This window comes from Pseudomonas sp. W2Oct36, from assembly GCF_041060465.1.
In the GTDB taxonomy this organism is placed as follows: Bacteria; Pseudomonadota; Gammaproteobacteria; order Pseudomonadales; family Pseudomonadaceae; genus Aquipseudomonas; species Aquipseudomonas graminis_B.
This window is the reverse complement of record NZ_JAUERW010000003.1, coordinates 201,229-226,025: the sequence shown is the minus strand read 5'-3', so window position 1 is coordinate 226,025 and position 24,797 is coordinate 201,229. Positions and strand designations below refer to the sequence as shown.

Here is a 24,797-nt window from a genome sequence, read left to right as displayed (position 1 = left end):
CGTTGCGCTGACCAAAAGGCCCCGAAGTTCGGGGCCTTTTTTGTGGGCGTGTGGCGAGGTTTTTGCGTCAGCGGCCAGCAGTCGTGTCGGCAACCCCATGGCTATTGCCGTCGGGCTGCGCATCATCCCGCCGCGCCAGCAGCGTATACACGCACGGCAGCACAAAGAGCGTGAACAACGTCCCCACCGACATGCCCGTGGCAATCACCAGCCCGATATCGAACCGGCTGACCGCGCCCGCACCCGTCGCGAGAATCAGCGGCACCATGCCGAACACCATCGCTGCGGTGGTCATCAAGACGGGACGCAAGCGTATCGCCGCCGCTTCCTCCACCGCTTCGCGGGCGGTCAGGCCTTTGTCCCGGCGTAGCTGGTTGGCGAATTCGACGATCAGAATGCCGTGCTTGCTGATCAGCCCGATCAACGTGACCAGACCCACCTGGGTGTAGATGTTCAGCGACGAGATGCCGAGGAACAGCGGGATCAATGCGCCGCAGATCGACAGCGGCACCGTCACCAGAATCACCAGCGGATCGCGGAAGCTCTCGAACTGCGCGGCCAGCACCAGAAAGATGATCGCCAGAGCCAGGCCGAACGTGACCCACAGCGCATTGCCTTCCTGCACGTACTGACGGGAGGCGCCAGCGTAGTCGTAGGCAAAACCCGGTGGCGATTCTTCGATCGCGATCTGTCTCACCAACTCAATCGCCTCCGCCTGACTCACCAGGGGGAAGCCGGAGATGATCGCCGAGTTGAGCTGCTGGAACTGATTGAGCTGTCGGGGCCTTGCCCGGTCGCTGACGCTAATCAGCGTCGACAACGGCAGCATCTTGCCGTCAGCGTTCTTGACGTAGTAATTCGAAAGCCACGCCGGGTTGTCGCGGTAGGCGCGCTCGACCTGGGCGATGACCTTGTAGCTGCGCCCGTCGATGGTGAAACGGTTGATTTCCGCCTCGCCGAGCAGCGTCGCCAGAGTGCCGCCCAGGTCCTGCATCGACACGCCCATCTGGGCGGCCTTGGCGCGGTCGATGTCGACCACCACTTCCGGCTTGTCGAACGCCAGGTCAACGTCCAGAAACGCGAATTTGCCCGAATCGGCGGCGCGTTTCTTGATGCGATCCGTCACCTCCAGCAGCGCGGCATAGTCGCCCGGTGTATTGATCACGAATTGAAACGGCAACCCTTCACCGGTGCCGGGCAACGACGGCAGGTTGAAGCCGAAAACCTGCAGCCCGGTGATGCCGTTGAGCTTGGCCTGCACTTCTGGCAGCAGCTCCATTTGCGTGCGGCTGCGCTCATCCCACGGCTTGAGCAGGAACCCGCCGACGCCGGTTTGCACGCCATTGAAACCGTTGATCTGGAACGAGGAGTAGTACTCCGGGAACGCTTTGAAAATGCTGATGAACTGATCGGTGTAGGTGTTCATGTAATCGAGGTTGGTCGGCTGCGGTGCCGTCGCCATCATGAAGATGATGCCCTGGTCCTCGTCCGGCGCCAGTTGCGATTGGCTGAGCTTGAGAAACACCGGAATCAGGCACAGCACTAGCACCGCAAACACGATCACCACCGGACGCGTATTCAGCGTGCCATGGAGGACGCGCTGGTAACGGCCTTTCAGGCTCTCGAAGGCGTGATCGAGCTTGTGCGCCAGGCCGCCGGGATTCTCTTCCCGGCGCAGGAGCACGGCGCACATCATCGGCGACAGGGTCAGCGCAACGATCCCGGAAATCACCACCGCGCCGGCCAGCGTCAGGGCGAATTCCTTGAACAGCGCACCGGTCAGTCCCTCCAGAAAACCGATGGGCGCATACACTGCGGCCAGGGTGATGGTCATCGACACCACCGGCATGGCGATCTCGCGAGCGCCCTCGATGGCTGCATCGAACGGCGTCTTGCCTTCCTCGATGTGCCGGTGAATGTTCTCCACCACCACGATGGCGTCGTCCACCACCAGCCCGATGGCCAGCACCATCGCCAACAGCGTCAGCAAATTGATCGAATAGCCCATCAACTGCATGAAGAACAGCACACCGATCATCGACAGCGGGATGGTGATCACCGGGATCAGCACTGAACGCAGGGCGCCTAAAAACAGGAACACCACGACGATGACGATGAGTACCGCTTCGATCAGGGTCTTCACGACTTCATGAATCGAGGCTTGAATGAACAGCGTCGCGTCGTAGGCGATGGACGCTTTGAGGCTCGGCGGTAACTGGGCTTCCAGCTCCGGGAGGATGCGCCGCACTTCCTTGATCACATCCAGCGGGTTCGAGCTGGGCGTGCCCTTGATGCCGATGTACACCGACGGTGTGCCGTCGAACGAACTGACCGTGTCGTAGTTTTCCGCGCCCATCTCCACCCGCGCCACATCGCCCAGTAGCACGCGGCTGTCGCCCACGGTCTTGAGCGGGATGGCCGCAAAGGTCTCGGGGGATTTCAGGTCGGTGCTGGCGTTGACGCTGGTGACCACGTACTCGCCCTTCACCTCGCCCGCCGCGGACAGGAAGTTGTACTTGCGCACCGCTTCGGTGACATCGCTGGCGGTGAGGCCGAAACCGGCGAGCTTCACCGGGTCGAGCCACAGGCGCATGGCGAAGACCTGATTGCCCAGAATCTCGGCTTCGGCCATGCCCGGCAGCGTCGCCAGCTTGGGCTGAATGACCCGGGACAGGTAATCGGTGATCTGCGGATTGCTCAGTTCGGCGCTGTAAAAGCTGATGTACATCAGCGCCGAGGCGTCGGCGGCTTCCTTGCTCAGCACCGGATCTTCCGCGTCCTGGGGCAGCTTGTTCTTGACCTCGTTGGCCTTGGCCAGCAGCTCGGTGTAGAGGCGGTCGCTGTTGGAGCCGATGCGTGCATAGATGGAAATGACCGAGAAGTTCTGCCGGCTGACCGAGGTCATGTAGTCGATGCCTTCGGCGCTCGCCAGACTCTGCTGCAGCGGCTGAGTAATATAGCCCTGAATGGTTTCGGCGTTGGCGCCGGGGTAGGCCGTGGTCACGGTGATCAGCGCGTTCTCCATCTGCGGGTACTGGCGGATGGTCAGCTTGCTGAACGCCTGAAAACCCAGCAGCACGATCAACAGGCTGATCACGCTGGCTAGCACCGGGCGACGGATGAACGGGTCTGTAAAGGCCATGATCGATTCCTTGATCAGTCAGCTTTGGGCTGGCTGTTCTGCGCCGCCGGGGTGGCGTCAGACGGTGTTGCCGGGTCGGCCACGATGGCGACGGCAGCGCCGTTATCCAGTTTGAGCTGACCGCCGGTGACCACGTGCTCTCCGGCTTTCAATCCTTTGCTGATAATCACCAGCCCGGCCCGACGCTCGCCGGTTTCGACAAAGCGCCGCTCGACCATGAGCTGAGGCTCGCCCTTGCTGTTGTTTTCCGGCTGGCCGTCGGCGGTCTTTTTCGGCACGACGACGTAGACCGAGTTGCCGTACAGCGTGTAGGTGATCGTGCTTTCCGGCAGTACCAGTTGCGGCGTGTCCTGCCCGAGCAGCACTTGCAGGCTGGTGAACATGCCAGGCAATAGTTGGCTGTCGGGGTTGGGCAGCGTGGCGCGAATCAGCACATTGCGGGTGGTGTCTTCGACCTTGGGGTTAATGGCGCTGATGCGCGCAGTGAAGACGCGTTCGGGGTAGGCCGCGACGCTCACCTGTACTTCTTGGCCAAGGGCCAGTTTCGGGAGCATTTGCTCCGGCACGAAAAAGTCCGCGTACAGGCTGGTCAGGTCTTGAAGGGTGGCGATCACCGTGCCGCTGGCCAGGTAGTCGCCCACGTCAACCTGTCGAATGCCGATGGTGCCGCTGAAGGGGGCAAGAATACGCTTCTTCGCCAGGGAGGCGTTCAGTTGTGCGACGGTGGCGGCGGCCTTTTTCTGGGTGGCCGCAAGCTTGTCGAAGTCGCCACGGGAAATGGCGGATTCGCCCACCAGTTTACTGCCGCGGCCGTACTCCACCTGTGCCAGACCGAGGTCCGCTTCGGCGGTCCCAAGCAGGGCCTTTTCCACATCGCTGTCGAGTTGCAGGAGCGGCTGACCGACCTTGACCTTCTGGCCGGATTCGAACTGCACGGCCTTGACCGTGCCCGCGATTTCCAGCGACAGGTCCACGCCCTGGAAGGCCTTGAGCGTGCCGATGGCTGGCAGCCGATTCTGCCACGGGCGCTCGGCGACAACCGCTACCGCGACGTTGATCGGCGGCTTCGGCGCCGTGAATTGCTGGATCTGCTGATAGACCGAAAACGCCTTATACCCGCCCAAGGCCAGCACCACGATCAGGACAATGCCCAACATGATCAACATGCGGCGACGCAACATATTCCACTTCCTTGGAAAACCGACGAATCAGGCGAGCACGTTAGTCGTGTCGGGGTTTAGTTGCCAGTGGCGGTGATTGATTTTGAGAGCGCTTCCCACGAACTGTAGGAGCTCGCCTGCCCGCTCCGGCAGCACCGTTGATAAATGTGGTGCCCTGAATCTGGATTCGTGTAGGGCGATTCCGGATCTTCGTTAGGACGCGTCCCCTTCGTGTTTTCCCTATGGAGTCGCACTTTCAAATCACGCATCTTCGCCCGCTTCGACGCGCAGCGGACGTGCCGCCTGTCGCGATGCACGACTACCCGAAGCAACTTCATACTTTCAACGAGGAAGGATCCGTCGTGAGCGACAGACAGCATCAAACCGATATATTTTGCACCTACAAGGCCGTGACCGCCGGCCCGCAGAAAAAACACTGGGTTGAATTTCAACTGGTGGACGAACTCGGCAAGCCATTGGCCAATCTGCCGTGGCGGGCCTTCAATCAGGCGGTGCGGGATGGATGCGTTCCCGAATACACAGGTATCACCGATGCCGAAGGTGTTATTCGGCTTGAGGATCTTTACCCACTTGACATGACCTTGCTGATGCCGGCAACGCCGTTGGCTCAGGTGCTGCAACAAAGGCGTTTGCGAGCTGTGCGCCCAGAGCCCGACAGGCCCGGGTTCGGTGAGAGCACGCCGCTGTATGGCGAGCAGCGTTCAGGTTTTTCGCCTGTTGAAAAGACAGCGGATGAGCAAGGCCATGATTACCACTACCTGCGAATCGGGCAGTTGTGCGATGGGCTGCCGCTTGTCAGGCCTGAATTGTCGAAGCGCAAGCCATTGCCTGCTTACCATTTTCCAGATGCAAGCTTCTCGGGTTTCACCGCGCCTTACGAAGCGCTCGACCGACGGCATGTATTAGAGGTCTGTCCGTTTCGGGCCTGGTCACTGGTGCTGCATCGGCAGAAAAGGTACAGCTTGGCAAATGCCTACAACCTGGGGCTGATGAGCATTCTGTCGTACAGCAATGAGGACAAAACGCGGCACGGCGCCCCTGCAGAGTTTTTTGCGCGGCAGTGTCTGGACATGTCACGAACGCCGCGGGTTTGGGATGGGGGGAAGAACTGGCCCTGTGTCGTCACCGACGTCCCTTTTGATGACCGATATGAGCCTTGCGAAGTGTTGAACAGTACCAAAGTAGCCATTCCTCAGGGCGATACTCAACTCTTCTACGTCCGCAACGCTACCCACATGCTGGTGGCTTGGCGAGGGACTGATTTTGATCGCATTCACGCCCCTGACCTTGCCACCGACCTTACCTTTCGACCTGTCCAGCCTGGGCTAAAAGAAGCCTGTGTTCCAAAGGAACCGTGCACAGACTTGGGACTTGAGGGCCGAGTTCATTTAGGGTTTCGAAGAGCCTTTGCAGTTGCTCAGAATCTATTCAGTGAGCACTTCGATAAATTACTTCCTGCCAGAAGTGCCGGTAGGGACTTATTCATTTGCGGCCATAGTTTGGGTGGCGCTCTAGGGCTAATACATGCAGCCACACTGAAGGAAAGCAGCCCACTTCTGTACACCTACGGCATGCCTCGCACGTTTACCCTCGCTGCGATAAAGGGGTTAGCGGAAGTGGATCACTATCGTCACGTGAATGATACCGACACGATTCCCAGCGTGCCGCCTGAAGCTGACCTCGACAACTACCTCTATGACTTGTATGGCCCCTTAGGCACGACGTTGGGTTTCGCCTGGTCAATGGGTCAAGCCCTCGCCAACAATCTTATCGAATTCGGTGATCCATACGCCCATCACGGGGAGATCGCCATGCTCTATCGCGTAGAGCAGCACATGCAGAGTCGCGGCTCTGACTATGCGGCGCAAGGTAGCAAGGATGGTCTTGGGGCACCCTATTACAACACCATAAAAACCCGCCTGCGCGAGCGGCCTAACCTGTACCTGGTGCCAAGCCTCAACAAGATAGAAAATAAAAAAAGTGAGCAATCGCAACGCCGTTTTATGGGCAGCCTGAAACCAGATGCGCGTGCGCGATTGTTCCCATCCTATAAAAATGTCAAGCCGGGAGGGCTGCTGGGCATCGGTAACCACATGATGGGCGAGTATATGGCGCATATCACCCGCCGCTTGCTTGCCGCCATTAAACCTGATCGTGAGCCTCCTCTCGCCGCACAGTCCAGGATCAAGCGCTTCAAGGATCAGATGGTTAATCACGGCAGCACTGCTCCAGAAGATGAGCTAGAACGCAATCGTCTGTTTCTTGTGATGCATGAAGAAGTCTGTGCTGCACTGGAAGTGACACGGCAAGCAGAAGGCGGCCCCGAAGCTTTGTTGCGTCTTGATGCGAGTGTCAGTACATCAGGTGCATGGAATGTTTAGTTTTGCTTCATGTTCAAGAACTACTGTGGGCTGTCTTCTGATAATCGGTTCCGTGGGTGGTTGCGCGAAAGACCTCAGCTTTTCTCCAGCGCCTGACGGAGAGAAGGTGACTATTACGGTCAAGGTGCCTAAGGGCCTGATAACTGACTCAATGCATGTCATGTACCGGTCCTCAATCTGTAAACGCATCGCGCGCGACAGTAACGGGCGTCCCGAACCGCTCGATGGATATAACGGGTATGAGATAGAGCTCAAGCGTGCAGGAAATGACGACACTTTTACCGCACAGTTATTTGTTGACGGTGGTGGTCCATGCGAGTGGCATTTAAGCAACGTAAGATTCGGCGTTTCGTACCCTGTGCCCAATGTCTTGGGGAAGGACGTAATAGAGGGAGCAGGTGGGAACATCATTGTGGTGTTCGATCACAATAATCCTCAACTTCAAACAGGCTCTTCCTGGACGGCAGAGGGGCCTGATCTGAATGTTGTGAAAGATTACTATCCATGGATACACGAAAGTTACATTCGGGGGCATCAGAAGTGGGCCATGCTTGCCGATGAGGAAGGAGGTACATTTACCTACGAAGCACGTCAAGCTCGAAACATTTATTTCGAGCCCGTACTGCATAGAGACTATGTGGTGCGATCGGCGGAGCCCACAAAACACAAAAGGGGTGATTACATCACTTTCGTTTATCCCGATGGAACGAAGCAGTTCGACGGGCGAGCGGTGCCTGACTTTGAAAAGATGCAGAAGGTTCGCCTGGGGGGCGACGGCAAATGAATGAGGTTTCTCATTGCACAGCCGCCGCCTGGCCGCCGCAGATCCCCGATCAAACCAAATGCAGATGGTTGTCCCACAACCCCGCTGGCAGCTCCAGCGGCTTGGCGACCAGCACCGTCTCGCGGCAGTCATAGAAACGGCAGCGGCCCTGGCCCGAGGTCACGACGAAGCCGTCTGCCACGGCGCCCACCCCCGCGCAATCAGGGAGTGGTGCGTCGAGCTTCAGCGCGCCGCTGTCCAGGTCCCAGATGAAGAAGCGGTTGCCCCTTGGCGCGGTCAGCGCCACCAGCCGCAGGTCGTTGTGAATGGCGAGGCTGGCCGTGTAATGCGCCATCGCCTGCAACTGCTGCTCTGCCACTGGAAATGCTTGAAACGGCTGGCCCGGCCGCTTGATGGCGAGCAGCTCGGCGGATTCGTGGGAAGGCCCCATGAACTGCTGCCCCGCGACGACGGTGCCGTCGCTGGCGATCGCCATATGGCGCACGCTGTTCATCTGCTGCGCCAAGGTCTCTTTGCTCAGCAGCGTGCCGTCGCGTTGCATCAATACCAGGCTCGGCTCCATGGCGTCGAGGTTCATTTCGACGCGGCTCTCGGCCTCGGTGCGAATGCCGCCGTTGGCAACTGCGAGGGTCTCGCCATCCGGCATCCATGACACCTGGTGAGGGCCTACGCCGTGGGTAGAAATTTCCCCGGTGCGTTGCAGCCGCTCATCCACGAATCGATACACGCCCAACAGCCCTCGGCCCGGTTCCGTGGTGTCGTTTTCGGTGGCGTACAGCCATTCGCCGTCCTTGTGGATGACCGCGTGGCCGTAGAAGTGGCGGTGGGGTTGCGAGGTGATGGTTTGCAGCAGACGACCGTCGCGCAGGTCGATCAGGTAACTCTCGGTCCCCGGCCGGCGCGCGACGAACAGCGCGATCGGCAAGCTCGGATGATTGATGATGTCGTGACAGCGCTGGGCGACGGCGGTGGCGAAGACTTGCGTGCCGTCGACGCGATAACCCACCGCAAAGTGCTGGCCGTTGCCGTCGTCCCGCGCGGACAACAGCAGCGGGCTTTCGCCTTTTTTCGCGAACAGCGTCCAGCCGCCGAATGTAACGGCGCTGAGCAGCAGGCTGCCCAGACCCAGAGCCTGACGTCGCAACATATCAGTCACCATCATTGGCGTTGAAGCCCAGTTGAATGCCCAGCGCTTTGGCCAGTTCGCCTTCGTGTAGGCGATGGACCACGTTGAGGCTGTCGTAGAAAGCGTTGAGCTGCTGGCGGCCTTCTTCGCTGGCCAACAGATCCCCGAGTGGCGGTTTCAGCGCGGCCAGCTGTCGATTGCTCTCAGCGTAGGCGGCGTCAATCTTGTCGGCCAACGGCTTTTGCTCCTTCGGCAATAGCCCGCGCAACCCCTTGTTGTCGACGCCGGCCCAGACGGTCTGCGCACTGGCCAGGCTCGCCTGCAAGCTGCTGAGCGAGGCTTTGCTGCGCCAGGCTTCGGCCTGAAACGGTTGCGGTACGCCTTTGGTGCCACGGCCCAGCGGGGTGCCGAGCTTTTTCTTCAGCGAGTCCAGCGCAGTCACTTGCACGCGCAGCAACTCGGCAATGGCTTCGTGGGAATCGGCGTAACGCTGATTGGGAAACTTGCTTAACTGAGCGAGCATGCCGTCGTTGCTGTTCCAACTGCTGAGGATGTCTTCGGCCAACGCTTTCTGACGCTCGCCGATGGCCACCAGCAGCGGGCAGTAGCGGGCTTTCTGCTCGGCATTGGCCATGTCGATGTCGGCGTCGAAGAGGATGTATTCATAGGCCGACAGGCCCTGAACCACCACACTGGATTTGCCCAGGGCATCGGCGCTGATCTGCGGCTGTGCGGTGACCAGTTGCTCCACCTGACGACCGACGAGGTTCTTTTTGTCCGGCCAGAACTGAATCTGCCAGGCGCGATTACCTTCGGCCAGCGGTCCGATCAGCAGCGGTTGCAGCTCGGCCCAGGCTTTTTGTGCGTAGAGGAAATCGGCGCGGGCGGTGTCCAGGTCGGATTTGCCCTGACAGTAGGACAGCGCACTGATCGCCAGTTGCCGGTCGGCATCGACCCAACGGCTGTAGGTCGGCAGGATGACCTGACTGGCAATGGCGGCAGACGTCACGGCTTGCGGGTCCGACGGCGCGCACGCGCCCAGTGCCAGTGCGGCAAGGCTGGTGAGCAACAACTTGGGGCGGAACATGCCCGACTCCTTATCTTCAGAAATACGTTAGAGAGAATTCAAGAACGCCAGCAGCGCCGCGCGCTGTTCCGCGTCGAAGGCCAGCACCTGACGTTGCGCCGGCAGCGCCTCGCCGCCGTGCCAGAGCACGGCCTCCATCAGGTTGCGGGCGCGCCCGTCGTGCAGAAACTGCGTGTGGCCGCTGACGGCTTGCGTCAGGCCGATGCCCCACAACGGCGGGGTGCGCCACTGTTGGCCGCTGGCCTGAAATTCGCTGAGATTGTCGGCCAGGCCTTCGCCCATGTCATGCAGCAGCAGATCGGTGTAAGGGCGGATGACCTGATTCGCCAGTTCGGGTTCGGCGGCATCGGCGGAGGTAGTGAATTGGGGCGTATGGCACTGCTGGCAACCTGCTTTGAAAAACAGATTCTTGCCCGCCAGTACCTGCGGGTTGGCCACGTCTCGCCGGGCCGGAACGCCCAGATTACGGGTGTAGAAAGTGATCAGCCGCAGGATGTTGTCGCTGACCTCCGGCTCGCCGTTCGGGCCATTGCCGTTGGGCGCGGCAATGCACGCGGTCTGTGACGGCGTGCAGTCGTCGACCGGCATCAAGGTGGACGTCAGGCCCATGTCACCCGCCAGTGCGTGGGCATTCTGCTGTTTGATGCTCGGCTGCGAGGCTTTCCAGCCGAAACGTCCGAGGACGGATTTCTGCTGCGCATCGTCCCAGACCCAGTTGGGTTTACCGGTGATGCCGGTGCCCTGTTCATCATCCGGGTTGGCGTTGGCCAGAATCGCGGCCTGAGGAATGGCTTCCAGAAGTCCCAGCCCGATCATCGGCGGCGCAATACGCGCGGACGCTCGCGTCTGCGGGTGCATCGGGCCGTAACCGGGTTGGGTGATCTGCAGGGTAGGGCGGCGCAGATGCACCGGGGTGCCATCGCGAAAATGCAGGGTCATCGAATCGTAGTCGACCCGAACCTTGCCTTCAGGCGTCACGCCTGGGATGGCCATGTCCTGGAGTTGTTTGCCGTACACCGGCTCAGGCGTCAGGCCCAGTTGCTTGATGCGTTCGGCGAATGCCGGCTCATCGGGAATCGACAGGCGCACCAGCATGGAGACAGCGTTGTCGGCGCCGGGCTCGGGCGGGTGGCCGCGACCGTCCTTGATGTGGCAGTTCTGGCAGGCGTTGGTGTTGAACAGCGGGCCCAGACCGTCACGGGCGGTGGTGGTCGAGGGGGCGATCACCCAGGGGTTGCGGAAGAAACTGTTGCCGACGCTGAAGTCCAGTCGCCGGGCAGCCGACAGGTTGGCCGAGGGCAGGGAAAACGCGTTGCGGTCGCGCTTGTTGACGGTGGTGGCGCCGCCGGACCGCGACTCCCCTGGCTCGGCTGCGGTGAAACGCGGGGCGTCATCGCACCCACTGACGGCCAGCGCCATCAGCAGAAGAAACGAAGGACGTAACCGCGCAGTCATACAGGTCCTGCAAAGGGGTGGAAATCGGGGCGAGCAAGCTTACCAGCCCCGTGTTTTATGAATAAGAGGGATTAGCGTTTGAAGGACCTCTCGTAACGTGTTGTTACCAAATCATCCGCAGGCAACGGGTCGGTAAAGCTCACGCTCCGGCGATCTCCAGGGCCGGGTTTTCCACGAGCAGCTGCATCAGGCGCCGTTCGCCCTCGACCACCTTGAATGACCGATAATCGCCAATGCCGTCGAGCTGCCGTTCGCGTTCGCGGATCGCCAGCTCCTTGGCCCGCTCGTAGCCGTAATGCTCGACCCTGAACGACTTGGTGACACTGCTGCCGTTGCGTAGCGTGGTCCGCGCCACCCAATAGGCAATGCCGGTGTAGCAGCGGTAATGCACCCCCGGATAGCCGCTGGTGTTGGTGGCGATGATGCGTTGACGGATGTCGCGGCTGAGCTTGGGCAGGTGCGCCAGCAGCAACTGGTCACGGCACGCGTCGGCGGCTTGGCGTGCCGGGTCACGGCCCCCGTAGCGGGAGAATGAGAAGAGCCGGTTGAAGGTCCTGCCATCGCGGTAGATCGTCACCTTCCAGGCACGCGGGCCCTTGACGCCGACCAGCAGGTGGATACCGTAATCGTTGGCTTTGAGCTTACTGACGCGGCGCCTTTTATTGTTTCTCTTGGGCACTTTCTGTCTCCTCCTGGATAGGGTGGGGTCAAGGAAGTGCGCATGATCGGCGGCGGGGGAGGCGTGTTCAATCCGACAAGGAGCGAACAGGAAATGCCCTACAAAGCTTACAGACCGGTCCCCGGATAAGGCCGGTTTTGGTGAGGTTTGGAGCTTCGATTGACGAAAAAAATGCCGGCCCGTGGTCGGGTCGGCATTTGTTTGCAGCTGGACCGGCTTCACTCCAGAAGGCGTGGCCCCACAGGGTTTGAAGCGGACGTGATGGGGATCAGAACTCGTGGTCGGCGTTGTCCGGGTTCAGGTCGGTGATGCCCAGCTTGCCGGCCGCTTGCTCAATGGCCCCGGTCTGTTTGACCAACGCAGCAATGGCGTTGCGCACCACTTCGTTGCCTGCTGTATTGCCGGCCGCGATGAGCTGGTCGAAATGCTCGCCCTTGTTGGCGTGGTCGACGATGACCTGCAGCTTTGCCTGAGTCGCGTCGAGGTCGGCACGAACGGTCTGGTCGGTCGCAGCGTCGGCCTTGGCCACCAGCGAAGACAGGCTTGGGCCAGTCACTTTGCTGCCGTCGACGCGGGTGTATTCGCCAAGGTAAACGTTGCGGATGCCCAGACCGTTGTAGAAGTGCGAGTTGTGGGTGTTGTCGCTGAAGCAATCGTGCTCGTCCTCGCTGGAATTGGCCTCCAGCGCGACTTTCATGCGTTCGCCTGCCAGTTCACCCAGCGACAGGCTGCCCATGCCGAAGAGCATTTTGCGCAGCCCGCTTTCGGCGGATTCTGCTTCCAGAGTGGCGCGGTAGTTGTCGGCGACGCCCGGTTTCCAGTTATTGACCATTTCTTCGAGGTCGCTCACCAGCAGGTCGGTGACGGCTTTCAGGTAGGCGCGACGGCGGTCGTTGTGGCCGCCGGTGGCGCCCTGACCTTCGATGTAGTCGCTGGCCGGACGCTCGCCGGCGCCCGGGCCGGTGCCGTGCAGGTCCTGGCCCCAGAGCAGGAATTCGATGGCGTGGTAACCGGTCGCCACGTTGGCTTCCGAACCGCCGAGCTCGTTCAGGCTGGCGAGTTTTTCAGGGGTGATTTCGCTGACGTCGACTTTGTCCTCACCCACTTGCACGGACGTGTTGGCGATGATGTTGGCAGTCGCGCCCGGGTTGCCCAGTGCGTGCTGGTAATCCTTGGCGACGTAGTCGATCAAGCCTTCGTCCAGCGGCCATGCGTTCACCTGACCTTCCCAGTCGTCGATGATGGTGTTGCCGAAGCGGAACACTTCGCTTTGCATGTAAGGCACCCGCGCCGCGACCCACGCTGCACGCGCTGCTTTCAGGGTCTGGTCATTGGGGGTGGCGAGGAAAGCGTCGACTGCCGTGCTGAGGGTTTTGGCAGTGGATTCGGCGTCGCTGAAGACGGCAAATACCATGTTGGCGTAGTTGGCGACCACTGCTTTGGTGGCGGCTTCGCTGGACTGGGTCGGTGCAGCGGCGGGGGTCGGCGCTGTGGCTGGGGCGGCGGCTGCGGCAGGTGCCGGGGCAGGCGCTGCAGCGGCGGGTTTGTCCTTGCCTTGATCACAACCGGCCAGAGCAATAGCGACAGCCAGCAGACTTGCGGTTGCCAGGGGCATACGAATCATGACGGAATCCTGCATCGAGAAGAGGTGTAAACGGTGGCGAACGCCAAAAAATGCTGCGCCATAATGCGAAAGATTTGCATTCGGTGTAAAGGCCATTTGCCCAGGCTGTCTGAGGGAGATATTTCAAGCTGTTTCAAGGAAGGGATAAGGTGCCGCGTTGCAATGGCGAGGGGGAATCCGCGCAACTGCTGCCTCCTCGTCGCAAGGCAGGCGTGCTACAGCGCCTCGCTGTGAGTGCGCTGGGCTTGCTTGAGGTAAACCAGCAGTTCCCGCGCCGGCAGTGGCTTGCTGTAAAAATAGCCCTGACCTTCGTGGCAACCCTCGGAAATGATGTACGCCTCTTGCTCGGCGGTTTCCACGCCCTCGGCAATCACCTGCATGCCCAGGCTTTTGCCGAGCTGGATGATGGCGCGCACGATGGTTGCGTCGTCATCGTCGTCAAGCAGGTCCTGCACGAAGCTCTTGTCGATCTTGATCTTGTCCAGCGGCAGGCTTTTTAGATAACTCAGCGATGAATAACCGGTGCCGAAGTCATCAATGGCGATCAACGCCCCGGAGCGGCGCAGGCTCAACAGGTGCTGGGCGGCGGTGGTGATGTCTTCCATCAGGCCGGTTTCGGTGACTTCAAGCTCCAGACTGCGGGGCGGCAAGCGGTAGATCTGCAGCAGGTTGTTCACCACCCGCGGCAATTCGGCGTGGTGCAGCTGCACGGTGGACAGGTTCACCGCCATGCGCAGGTCGCTGAAGCCCTGATCGTGCCATTCGCGCAGCTGTTTGCAGGCCTGATCCAGCACCCACTCGCCGATGGCGATAATGGTGCCGTTCTGCTCGGCCAACGGGATGAACAGGTCAGGGGGCACGAAGCCGTGTTCCGGGTGAATCCAGCGGATCAGTGCTTCGACGCCGACCACACTGTGGTCGCGGTAGCTGATCTGCGGCTGATAGACCAGGTGAAACTGCTCGCGGGCCATGGCTTCGCGCAGGTCCTTCTCCAGCTCACGTCGACGGCGCATCTCGCTGTCGACGCTGGCGATATAAAACTGGTAGCGATTGCGCGAGCGGGTCTTGGCCAGTGTCATGGTCTGCTCGGCTTTCTGCAGCAGCTTCTCGGTGCTGTCGCCATCTTCGGGGAACAGCGTGATGCCGATGGTGGCGCGCAAGCGAATCTCTTGCTGATCAACAGCGAAGGGCGCCTCCAGATCGTCGAGGATGTTCTGCGCCAACTCGGCGGCTTCATAAGGCTGTTCGATATCGGCCTGGACCAGCGCGAACTGGTCGCCGCCCAGGCGGGCGAGGGCGCCGAGACGTCCGCTGTGGCCGCGCAATCGATCGGCGAGGGCCAGCAGCAACTGATCGCCGGCCTGATAGCTGAATTGTTCGTTGATGCCTTTGAAGTCATCCAGCCCGACGCATAACACCGCAACCCGATGCTGCACCTTGCCGGCGTCGACGAGGATTTTGTCCAGTTGCTTCTGCAGTTGCAGCCGGTTGGGCAGCCCGGTGAGGAAGTCGTATTGGGACATCCGCAACAGGCTGGATTCAGCCTCGTGGCGCAGGGTGGTGTTGCGCTCGATGGACGCCAGCAGTTGGTTGGCGGTGTTGACCCAGATCCCCAGCTCGTTTTTTTCGTGGCCTTTGAGCAGGGGCAGTTGGTGTTCGCTGGGGCGGTCGGGGTTGATGGTGGTCAGGTGCTCGATGATTCTCGACAGCGGTTTGGTCAGCAGCCAGTGGTACACCAGGTACAACACCAGACCCAACGCCAGCGCGCGCAACACGCCGGAGATGAAGATGATCATCGAGTTGGTGAGGAAGGTTTCGCCGTAGGTGGCAGTGTCCAGTGTGATGCGCAGGTCGCCGTAGTATTCGCTGTACGGGCTGCGGCCGACCAGTTGCGTAGTAAAGCTGCGTTCCTGGCCAAGGATCAGATCGGTCAGCCAGCGGGTAGGGGTGACTTCGAGGGCGCGGGATTTCTCGGCGAGCACCGTCTCGTTGGGATGACCAATGGACGCCAGTCGCACCGCTTCGTCCTGAAACAACCCTTCGATGACCTGCATGCCCATTTCCCGGTCCAGGCTGTAGACGGCCTGTGTCGACGGGTCGCGAAACATGTCGAGGATACGCGCTGCGTCCGAAGCAACGGCCTGGCGGGTTTTGTATGCGTCGTAGACGATCTGTGCGCAACTGAGCACGACCCCCACGATCAGCGCTGAAAGCAGCACAACGCGAAGCAGCTTCACCGACAAGCTGTGTTTGAGTTCCAGCTTCAAATGGCCATTCCTTCATCCATGCTGATAGCGGTCTGACTGTGTGCACGCACGGGCAATGCAGGCATTCGGATCAGACGCGTCTGGCTTGCGCCTGACCCCATCAATCGGGAAAACACTTAACAGGCAGACCACTCAGGCTAACCGTACTGTGTCGGTCGTCCGCGGGAAGAACTTGAGCCCAGCCGTTTGAATCAGCACGAAATTTGATATTAGTCGGCTATCGCTTCCAGACAATACATAAACGACAAACAGAAGGCGAAAAAAAAACCCGGACGTGCCGGGCTTTTTTTTATTCGAGCATTCAAGCATTCATCAGGCGGTGAAGCTTTTGCCTTCGAACTGCTCGGCAACGAACTTCCAGTTGACCAGGTTCCAGAACGCCTCGACGTACTTTGGACGCAGGTTACGGTAGTCGATGTAGTAAGCGTGCTCCCAGACGTCGCAGGTCAGCAGCGGGGTGTCGCCGCTGGTGATCGGGTTGCCGGCGCCGATGGTGCTGGCCAGTGCCAGGGAACCGTCAGCTTTCTTCACCAGCCAGCCCCAGCCGGAGCCGAAGGTGCCGATGGAGGTCTTGCTGAATTCTTCCTTGAACTTGTCGAAGGAACCGAACGCAGCGTTGATTGCATCAGCCAGAGCGCCGGTCGGTTGGCCGCCGGCGTTTGGCGCCAGGCAGTTCCAGTAGAACGTGTGGTTCCAGACTTGAGCGGCGTTGTTGAAGATACCGCCCGAGGACGTCTTGACGATTTCTTCCAGAGTCTTGCCTTCGAACTCGGTGCCTGGCACCAGGTTGTTCAGGTTCACGACGTAGGTGTTGTGGTGCTTGTCGTGGTGGTATTCCAGAGTTTCCTTGGAGATGTGCGGTGCCAGAGCATCATGTGCGTACGGCAGCGGAGGCAATTCAAAAGCCATGGTAATTCTCCTAATCAGGTCAGTTGCGGTTTGCGCAAGGCCGATCACGGGCGGCCAGACAGAACTTACGCTGGCGAGTTTGTACTCTTTGCAGCGCAGGGGCTGGATCATAGCACCGGCCCCGGACCTTAACCACGCAACAACAGTGTGGGATAGAGGTTCCAGAGCATTGCGCTGAAAGCGCAGTGGCAGGCTTGGGTTTTCACGCCGTCCTGACCAATTGCACCGCCACGCTGAACATCATCACCGCGACCATCAGGTCCAGCAGGCGCCATGTGGCCGGGCGCGCGAGCCAGGGCGCCAGCCAGGCGGCGCCGATCGCCAGCGTTGAAAACCACAACACCGAAGCGCTGGCTGCCCCGGCCACATAAGCGCCGGGCACTGCTTGCTGCGCGCCGAGGGAGCCGATCAGCAGGACCGTATCGAGATAAACGTGCGGGTTCAGCAAGGTCACCGCCAGGGCGGTCAGCAATACCGCGCGGCGAGAGCGCTGGCCGTGGGTGTCGCCGTTGGCGAGGCTCTGCGGCGACAACGCGCGGCGCAAAGCCATGGCGCCGTACCACAGCAGAAACACCACTCCGCCCCAGCGCGCCACCGCCAGAAGCGTCGGGTTGTGGGCCAGCACATTGGCCAGCCCGAACACGCCGGCGGCCACCAACAGGGCGTCGCACACGATGCACAGCAAGGCCACGGACAGGTGGTGTTCGCGACGCAGACTTTGCGCCAGCACGTAAGCGTTCTGGGTGCCGATGGCCATGATCAGCCCGAGGGAAACCAACAGGCCATTGAGGTAGCTTTGCCACATGATGTCGGGCCTCGATCAGTTCAGGGATGGACGGGATCAGGCGCTCGTCGCCAGTGCGCGCAAGGTGCTCATGGCCTCCAGCGCGTCGTCCTTACCCACGAAAAGATGGTCGTGGTAAAAGCCCGCGACCACGTTGCAACTGATGCCCGCCTGCCCCAGTGCGCTGGCGAACGCGGCGGTCAGCCCGACGGCCGCGAGTGAGGAATGTACGGTCAGGGTAATCCAGGCCATGACGTAATTGCTGGCCAGGCCCAGGTGCTGCGCCTGGCTGCGTTCAAGTATGACGGTCAGGCCTTCACGCTCCCTGAAGCTGCCGATCACCTCGACACCTTGCACGTGGCTGCTGTCAGCCACGGTGCAGAACACGTAATCACCTTCGTTCAGTTCGGGGTCCATGCTGCGCAGCAACGCGCTGAGGGAGGTTTCGCCAGTCATTGATATTCGCCGTTTGTTGAGGTGGGCATCAGTCAGTGGTGGCGATTGTCAGTCGAGAGCGAGTATAAGAAAAACCAATAAAGCTCATCACCCATTAGAGAAACTGATGTTCGACTACAAGTTGCTTTCCGCGCTGGCAGCGGTGATCGAGCAAGCCGGCTTCGAGCGTGCTGCGCAGGTGCTTGGCCTTTCGCAGTCGGCGGTGTCCCAGCGCATCAAGCTGCTGGAAGCGCGGGTCGGCCAGCCAGTACTGGTCCGGGCGACGCCGCCCACTCCGACAGACATCGGCCGGCGCTTGCTCAACCATGTCCAGCAGGTGCGTTTGCTGGAGCGGGATCTGCAAAGCGTTGTGCCCGCGCTGGACGAAGGCGGCATGCCCGAGCGCCTGCGCATCGCACTGAACGCCGACAGCCTGGCGACCTGGTGGGCCCTCGCGGTCGGCGACTTCTGTGCCGAGCATCGATTGCTCACTGATCTCGTGGTTGAGGATCAGGATGTCGGCCTCAAACGCATGCGCGCCGGTGAAGTGGCCGCGTGTCTGTGCGGCAGTGAACGGCCGGTGGCGGGGGCGCGAAGTGTGTTGCTCGGCGCCATGCGCTACCGGGCGCTGGCCAGCCCTGACTTCATCGATCGGCATTTCCCGCAGGGCGTGACGCCGCAAGCGGTCGCCCGATCGCCCGCGCTGGTGTTCGGCCCGGATGATTTCCTGCAGCACCGCTACCTCGCTTCGCTGGGCGTTGAAGGCGGTTTCGAGCATCATTTGTGTCCCTCGTCCGAAGGCTTCATGCGCATGGTCGAAGCCGGAATGGGCTGGGGACTGGTGCCGGAATTGCAGGTCCGCGGGCAATTGGCGAGCGGTCAACTGGTCGAGTTGCTGGCCGATCACTGCATTGATGTGCCGTTGTACTGGCATCATTGGCGCAATGGCGGTCGCTTGCTGACGGAGCTGACGGACCATCTGGCGAAAAAAGCGGGGCAATGGCTGGTGCCGTTGCAGCCTGAGTGAACGTCAGTAGTCGACGCAGCAGATTGTAGGATCGGTCGCAGAACGGCCGCGGCGATCACAGGCAAAAGATGATTAAACGGAGCAGGCAATGAAAATTCTGGTCACCGGCGCAGGCGGCTTCATTGGCGGACGCTTCGCGCGTTTCGCGCTGGAGCAAGGCTTGAGCGTCCGGGTCAACGGCCGTCGTGCGGAGGGTGTCGAGCATCTGGTGCGGCGCGGGGCCGAGTTCATCCAGGGCGATCTTTCCGATCCGGAACTCGTTCATGCGCTGTGTGACGACGTCGAAGCCGTGGTCCATTGCGCGGGTGCGGTGGGCACATGGGGACGACGCCAGGACTTCCATCAGGGCAACGTTCAAGTCACCGTAAACGTCGTTGAAGCCTGCCTGAAACAGAGAGTCCGGCGGTTGGTGCATCTGTCCTCGCCCTCGATCTATTTCGATGGCCGATCGCACCTCGATATCCGTGAGGAGCAAGTGCCCAAGCGCTTCGGCAATCACTACGCCGCGACCAAATACCTGGCCGAGCAAAAAGTATTTGGTGCTGAAGAGTTCGGTCTGGAAGTCATCGCCCTGCGTCCTCGTTTTGTGACGGGCGCAGGTGACACGAGCATTTTCCCGCGACTGCTGCAGATGCAGCAGAAGAAGCGGCTGTCGATCATCGGCAATGGCTTGAACAAGGTGGATTTCACCAGCATCCAGAACCTCAATGAAGCGCTGCTCAGCAGCTTGCTGGCGGCGGGTTCGGCGCTGGGCAAGGCCTACAACATCAGTAATGGCGCGCCGGTGCCGCTCTGGGACGTGGTCAATTACGTCATGCGCCAGATGGAATTGCCACCGGTCAGGCGTTATCGGTCTTACGGCCTGGCGTACACCGCGGCGGCCATGAACGAGGCGGCGTGCCTGATCTGGCCGGGGCAACCTGAACCGACGCTGTCGCGCATCGGGATACAGGTGATGAGCCGGGATTTCACGCTTGATATCAATCGCGCCAGGCATTATCTGGATTACCAGCCCGACGTCAGCGTGTGGACCGCCCTCGACGAGTTCTGCGGCTGGTGGAAAGCCCAGCACGGCGGCGCGTTGTAAAAGGCTTCAACATCCGTGGTTATACTGCGAGCCATTCAGATTCAGCGGTTTTTTCAAAGGTAAATCCATGCGCAAAGATCCCTATGACGACGTCGATGACGTCCCGAGCCTCAGCGCCAAAGACGATGACGATGACTTTCTGCCGCCACCGGGCGCCCGCGAGCGCACGACGGTGTATTCCCGTGACACGCCGGTGGTGAAGGTGAAGGCGCCCGGTACCGGTGCGTTGTGGGCGTTGATCTGTGTGCTGTTTATCGCGTTTTGCGGCCTGGGCTGGTGGAGTTTTCAGCAGGTCTCTTTGATGGAGCAGCAGTTGGTGGCGACGCAGGAAAGCTTCGCGCGGATCAGTGAGGAGGCGGCGGGGCGCTTGCAGGATATTTCCGGCAAGGTGGTGGCCACCGAGTCGATGGCGAGCAGCAGCGAGGCGCTGAAGGCGCAGATCAAGCAGTTGCAGGATCAGTTGGCTGATCAGAGCAAGCAGCAGCAGGGCGTGGCAGGTTTGCAGGGCGGGCTGGACAAGCGGCTGGAGCAGATCAGTACGCAGAGTGCGCAGCAGCAGGCGGTCAATCAGCAGTTGCAGGATCAGGTGAAGGCCGTGACCACGGAGCTGGCAGCGTTGAAGGCAGCGATGCCGGATGGCAAGTCGGCGCAGTCTGAGCAGGAGCGGCTGGAGTCGCAGTTGAAGGGCTTGAGCGCGGACGTGGCGAGTCTGAAGAAGGCGAATGGCAGTCAGGCGATCGAGCAGCTTGAGCAGGATATGGTGGTGGTGAAGAGTGAGTTGGAGAATCGTCCGGTAGCTGCTTCTTCGGGTGCCAGCACGGCGGAGTTTGATGCGTTTCGTGGTCAGATGACGCGGACGATCAACACGTTGCAGAGTCAGATTCAGACATTGTCGCAACAGATTAATGCTCGGCCTTGAAGCAGCCCCCGATGACGTCGCCATTTGTGATGTTGTCGGGGGAGGTGACGCAGAGTGAAGTTGAGGCGTGAATGTTTAACTCTGTCCTGTAGGCTATTTCCGATTTTGATATTTGATATGGGTTTTGAGTTGCGTTTATCTTTTTTTGAATTACGGTCTAACCAGTGACTCGCGATAACGCTGTTGGTTATCGCACACTCAGTGAGGAGCTTCAGTGACGAAGCTCTTTTGAAGAACGATACAACTCCAGCGAGGTGTTTCGTTACAACCGTTAAGGATGACTAAGATGAATGGATTCAACACTAAACACGGCCAAAGCCGCTCGATCGGTAAAAGCATCGTCAGCGGTGCAGGCCTTGCCCGAAATGCTGCGAAGCCGCCCAGAATCAAACCCGGCACCAGACCTCCCGTGACGAAGCCGCCGGTCGCCAAGCCACCGGTTACAAAGCCTCCGGTTATCAAACCACCCGTTACAAAGCCACCGGTTACCAAGCCACCTGTGACAACCCCGCCCTCAATTAAACCGCCGGTCATCCGACCGCCTGCGATAAAGCCAGTGAAACCACCGCAGTTGGCGGTTAAACCGCGTCCCCCCAAGCCAGTCACTACGCGGCCGGTCAAGCCACCCGCGTCGTTGGTGCTGCCGCCCAAGCCGCTGATCCCGCCTCGTCTGGCTGAAGTGCTGTCGATCGTTGATACGATTACCGGTGTCGTCTCGTTGCTGTATCCATTGGGGACGTATTTACTGCCGAGCGGAGACAAACAATTGCCGGACGGTCGCGTGGCGGATGCCGGGGGCGACTACATTACGGATGGGGATGGCAACGTCCAGTATCTGGACGGAACCATTATTTACGCAGACGGGACGATCAAGTTTCCGAACGGCACCTATCAATACACCGACGGCAGTTATCTGTATCCTGACGGCACTATTGGTTATCCGGACGGGACCTGGCGATTCCCGGATGGCACTGTTACGGATTCGGAAGGCAATGTGTTGGCTACTGATTATCCAGAGCTGTAAGTTGAAAAGTTTGCTGTAAAAAAAGCCCCGGCTCTTTCGAGTCGAGGCTTTTTTATTATCGATGTATTACTTTTGAACGGTGCAGCTTACAGCGTCGGGTAATCCACATAGCCTTCGGCGCCTTTGGCGTAGAAGGTTTCGGGATGAGGTTCGTTGAGCGGGGCATCCTTGGCCAGACGTGCCGGCAGGTCCGGGTTGGCGATGAAGGGCACGCCAAACGCCACTGCATCCGCCTTGCCGCTCGCCAGCCAGGCGTTGGCGCTTTCTTTGGTGAATTTCTCGTTGGCGATGAACACGCCGCCGAACGCTTCTTTCAGGCGTGGGCCCAGGCTGTCGTCGAGTTCACGTTCGCGGGCGCAGATGAACGCGATGCCGCGTTTGCCCAATTCGCGGGCGACGTAGGTGAAGGTCTCTGCCAGGTTGGCGTCGCCCATGTCGTGCGCGTCAGCGCGGGGTGCCAGGTGCACGCCGACATGGCCGGCGCCCCAGACGTCAACGGCGGCGTCGGTCACTTCCAGCAGCAGGCGTGCGCGGTTTTCCAGCGAGCCGCCGTAGGCATCGGTGCGGGTGTTGGTGCTGGTTTGCAGGAACTGGTCGAGCAGGTAACCGTTGGCGCCGTGGATTTCTACGCCGTCAAAGCCGGCGGCCTTGGCGTTCTCGGCACCGACGCGGTAGGCGTCGACGATCTCTTCGATTTCAGCCAGTTCCAGTGCGCGAGGGGTGACGTAATCAGACAGCGGACGCACCAGGCTCACGTGGCCTTTTGGCTGGATGGCGCTCGGCGCAACCGGGGTTTCGCCGTTCAGGTAAGTCGGGTGGGAAACGCGACCCACGTGCCACAGTTGCAGCACGATCTTGCCACCGGCGGCGTGGACGGCTTTGGTGATGTTGGCCCAGCCGCGAACTTGATCGTTGGACCAGATGCCGGGGGTGTCGGGGTAGCCAACGCCCATGGGCATGACCGAAGTGGCTTCGCTGATGATCAGGCCAGCCGAGGCGCGCTGAACGTAATACTCGGCCATCATCGCGTTGGGCACGCGGCCTTCGTCGGCGCGGCAGCGGGTCAGCGGTGCCATGATGATGCGATTGGTCAGTTCCAGGTCACCCATCTTGATTGGGTCAAAAATCGTGGTCATCGTGAAATCCTTAGTGCAGTCGGTAAAAGGTGGATCCGCAGGTTTCAAATTCGGGGAATCAGTTGGTCAAAGGGGCCATTTCGACATCGTTGCGCTGACGGAAATTGATCAACGTAACCAGTAGCGCCAGCACCGCCAGAACGCCAGCAGCCAGAGGCACGGTGGTCAGGCCGAAGCCATGGGCGATGACGCTGCCGCCGACCCAGGCGCCCAGCGCATTGCCCACGTTGAAGGCGCCGATGTTCAGGGTGGACACCAGATTGGGCGCGGCCTTGCCGAAGGTCACCACGTTGATCTGCAAGGCAGGCACGGCGGCGAACGCAGCGGTGGCCCAGAGGAACAGGGTGATTTCAGCCGGGATCAGCGCCGTGCTGGTCCAGCTCAGCACCGTGGAGATCACTGCCATGGCGATGAACACGCCGATTAGCGTGGCGGCCAGTCGGCGGTCGGCGAGTTTGCCGCCGATGATATTGCCCAGCGTCAGGCCGAGGCCGATGAGCATCAGCGTCCAGGTCACGCCCAGCGGCGAGACGCCGGTGACTTCGCCCAACAGTGGCGCAACGTAGGTGAAGAGGGCGAACACAGAGGCGGCGAACAGCGCGGTCATGCTCAGCGACAGCCAGATGCCCACGCCTTTGAGCGCGGCCAGCTCGGCGCGCATGTCGAGTTTCTCTTCATCGCGCTTGCTCGGCAGGAAGCGAATCAGGCCGATGAAGGCGATGACGCCAATCACCGTCACCGCGAAGAAGGTCGAGCGCCAGCCGGCCTGTTGTCCCAGTGCAGTGCCCAACGGGACGCCGAGGACGTTGGCCAGGGTCAGGCCGGTGAACATCAGCGCGACGGCCGAAGCGCGACGATTGGCCGGGACCAGATTTGCCGCTACCACCGACCCGATGCCGAAGAACGCGCCATGGCACAGCGCGGTGACCACGCGGGCGAACATCAGAATGTTGTAGTCCGCCGCCAGCGCGCAGAGCAGATTGCCGATGATGAAGACGCCCATCAACGTGACCAACGCGCCTTTGCGCGGGAGCTTGGCGGTGGCCATCGCCATGAACGGCGCGCCGATTGCAACGCCTAGGGCGTAGCCGGTCACCAGCCAGCCGGCACCGGGAATGCTGACGCCCAGATCGCTGGCGACGTCGGGAAGCAAGCCCATGATGACGAATTCGGTCGTCCCGATGGCAAAGGCGCTCAGGGCCAGAATGAGTAGTGAAAGGGGCACGTTGCGTCTCCTGGATGTGGGGCGAAGGGCTCAGAGCCGCTGCGTCAGTTGCTGCAAGAACGCCTGAATGACGTCTTCGTTGCGCTTGAAAAAATGCCACTGGCCGTGTTTCTGGTTGGTGATCAGACCGGCCCTTTGCAATGTGGCCAGATGGGCAGAAACGGTCGACTGCGACAGACCGGCGCGCTGGTCGATCTGCCCCGCACACACACCGCCATCAATGGTGTGACGCTGATCGGGGAAAGTCGTAACCGGGTCTTTGAGCCAGTCCAGAATCTGCCGGCGAACCGGGTGGGCGAGGGCTTTGATGATTTCGTCGATATCGATGTCAGTAGGCATGTCGTGCTCAGTGCAGGTGCGCTGTATCGCGATGGGGCGAACCTTATATCTATAAATCGCGATATACAAATATGAATAAGTGCTTAGGACGGGCTGGTTCGTTATATCGGGTTATAACGATATGGCGCTGGGCTGATCTGTTGGTAGAGCGTTGACGGGCATTCCCGCTTTACAGGCGCAGGGAAT

At 60.4% G+C, this 24,797-nt stretch carries 20 protein-coding genes; 6 read left to right on the top strand and 14 right to left on the bottom strand.

Annotated features, from left to right (window positions below; all coding sequences use genetic code 11):
* Positions 1–67 precede the first annotated feature (67 nt).
* Positions 68–3,142 carry a multidrug efflux RND transporter permease subunit gene (locus QWI18_RS06360; protein ID WP_369318456.1) on the bottom strand — a complete coding sequence of 1,025 codons (3,075 nt, stop codon included), beginning with the start codon at positions 3,140–3,142 and terminating at the stop codon, positions 68–70.
* Positions 3,143–3,156: 14 nt separating this feature from the next.
* Positions 3,157–4,323 (bottom strand): efflux RND transporter periplasmic adaptor subunit, encoded by a 1,167-nt coding sequence (locus QWI18_RS06355; RefSeq protein WP_192132770.1) that lies wholly within the window; start codon positions 4,321–4,323, stop codon positions 3,157–3,159.
* Positions 4,324–4,664: 341 nt separating this feature from the next.
* On the opposite strand from QWI18_RS06355, the gene QWI18_RS06350 reads away from it, so the two are divergent.
* Positions 4,665–6,704 carry a lipase family protein gene (locus QWI18_RS06350; protein WP_369318455.1) on the top strand — a complete coding sequence of 680 codons (2,040 nt, stop codon included), beginning with the start codon at positions 4,665–4,667 and terminating at the stop codon, positions 6,702–6,704.
* Complete coding sequence (locus QWI18_RS06345; protein ID WP_369318454.1) at positions 6,697–7,488, top strand: hypothetical protein; 792 nt, start codon at positions 6,697–6,699, stop codon at positions 7,486–7,488. Before QWI18_RS06350 ends, QWI18_RS06345 begins: the two co-directional genes overlap by 8 nt.
* Before the next feature lie 49 nt (positions 7,489–7,537).
* On the opposite strand, the gene QWI18_RS06340 is transcribed toward QWI18_RS06345, so the two are convergent.
* The 9 genes from QWI18_RS06340 to QWI18_RS06300 all read right to left on the bottom strand — a co-directional run bounded on the left by QWI18_RS06340 (position 7,538) and on the right by QWI18_RS06300 (position 17,875).
* Entirely contained in the window at positions 7,538–8,635 is a 1,098-nt protein-coding gene (locus QWI18_RS06340; RefSeq protein ID WP_369318453.1) for a DUF1513 domain-containing protein, read from the bottom strand.
* A 1-nt stretch (position 8,636) separates the two neighbouring features.
* On the bottom strand, positions 8,637–9,701 hold the full coding sequence (locus tag QWI18_RS06335) for an imelysin family protein (protein WP_192132772.1): 1,065 nt from the start codon (positions 9,699–9,701) through the stop codon (positions 8,637–8,639).
* 27 nt (positions 9,702–9,728) lie between these two features.
* Positions 9,729–11,156 carry a di-heme oxidoredictase family protein gene (locus QWI18_RS06330; RefSeq protein ID WP_369318452.1) on the bottom strand — a complete coding sequence of 476 codons (1,428 nt, stop codon included), beginning with the start codon at positions 11,154–11,156 and terminating at the stop codon, positions 9,729–9,731.
* Between the two features lie 139 nt (positions 11,157–11,295).
* Entirely contained in the window at positions 11,296–11,835 is a 540-nt protein-coding gene (locus tag QWI18_RS06325) for an AP2/ERF family transcription factor (protein WP_065992198.1), read from the bottom strand.
* A 268-nt stretch (positions 11,836–12,103) separates the two neighbouring features.
* On the bottom strand, positions 12,104–13,459 hold the full coding sequence (locus QWI18_RS06320) for an imelysin family protein (protein ID WP_369318451.1): 1,356 nt from the start codon (positions 13,457–13,459) through the stop codon (positions 12,104–12,106).
* Positions 13,460–13,674: 215 nt separating this feature from the next.
* Positions 13,675–15,726 carry a bifunctional diguanylate cyclase/phosphodiesterase gene (locus tag QWI18_RS06315; RefSeq protein ID WP_065992207.1) on the bottom strand — a complete coding sequence of 684 codons (2,052 nt, stop codon included), beginning with the start codon at positions 15,724–15,726 and terminating at the stop codon, positions 13,675–13,677.
* Positions 15,727–16,038: 312 nt separating this feature from the next.
* A complete protein-coding gene (locus QWI18_RS06310; protein WP_065992213.1) occupies positions 16,039–16,635 on the bottom strand; it encodes a superoxide dismutase in 597 nt (198 codons plus the stop codon).
* 202 nt (positions 16,636–16,837) lie between these two features.
* Positions 16,838–17,440, bottom strand: coding sequence for a LysE/ArgO family amino acid transporter (locus QWI18_RS06305; protein WP_192132776.1), 603 nt, complete (start codon positions 17,438–17,440; stop codon positions 16,838–16,840).
* 36 nt (positions 17,441–17,476) lie between these two features.
* Positions 17,477–17,875: an ACT domain-containing protein gene (locus QWI18_RS06300; RefSeq protein ID WP_369318450.1), complete on the bottom strand. Its 399-nt coding sequence runs from the start codon at positions 17,873–17,875 to the stop codon at positions 17,477–17,479.
* A gap of 106 nt (positions 17,876–17,981) precedes the next feature.
* Here QWI18_RS06300 and QWI18_RS06295 point away from each other — a divergent pair, with 106 nt between their 5' ends.
* From QWI18_RS06295 to QWI18_RS06280, 4 genes are all read left to right on the top strand, one after another.
* A complete protein-coding gene (locus QWI18_RS06295; protein WP_369318449.1) occupies positions 17,982–18,881 on the top strand; it encodes a LysR family transcriptional regulator ArgP in 900 nt (299 codons plus the stop codon).
* 88 nt (positions 18,882–18,969) lie between these two features.
* Positions 18,970–19,968 carry an NAD-dependent epimerase/dehydratase family protein gene (locus QWI18_RS06290; protein WP_369318448.1) on the top strand — a complete coding sequence of 333 codons (999 nt, stop codon included), beginning with the start codon at positions 18,970–18,972 and terminating at the stop codon, positions 19,966–19,968.
* Between the two features lie 67 nt (positions 19,969–20,035).
* Positions 20,036–20,887 (top strand): ATPase, encoded by an 852-nt coding sequence (locus tag QWI18_RS06285; protein ID WP_369318447.1) that lies wholly within the window; start codon positions 20,036–20,038, stop codon positions 20,885–20,887.
* A 286-nt stretch (positions 20,888–21,173) separates the two neighbouring features.
* Positions 21,174–21,911, top strand: a complete 738-nt coding sequence (locus QWI18_RS06280; protein ID WP_369318446.1) for a hypothetical protein — start codon at positions 21,174–21,176, stop codon at positions 21,909–21,911.
* Between the two features lie 86 nt (positions 21,912–21,997).
* Here QWI18_RS06280 and QWI18_RS06275 read toward each other — a convergent pair whose 3' ends face one another.
* Genes QWI18_RS06275 through QWI18_RS06265 form a run of 3 tightly spaced genes read right to left on the bottom strand, consistent with a single transcriptional unit; the run spans position 21,998 to position 24,611 of the window.
* On the bottom strand, positions 21,998–23,047 hold the full coding sequence (locus tag QWI18_RS06275; protein ID WP_369318445.1) for an alkene reductase: 1,050 nt from the start codon (positions 23,045–23,047) through the stop codon (positions 21,998–22,000).
* A gap of 58 nt (positions 23,048–23,105) precedes the next feature.
* On the bottom strand, positions 23,106–24,272 hold the full coding sequence (locus tag QWI18_RS06270; protein ID WP_192132790.1) for an MFS transporter: 1,167 nt from the start codon (positions 24,270–24,272) through the stop codon (positions 23,106–23,108).
* Positions 24,273–24,302: 30 nt separating this feature from the next.
* Positions 24,303–24,611: a helix-turn-helix transcriptional regulator gene (locus QWI18_RS06265; RefSeq protein ID WP_065992224.1), complete on the bottom strand. Its 309-nt coding sequence runs from the start codon at positions 24,609–24,611 to the stop codon at positions 24,303–24,305.
* Positions 24,612–24,797: the final 186 nt, after the last annotated feature.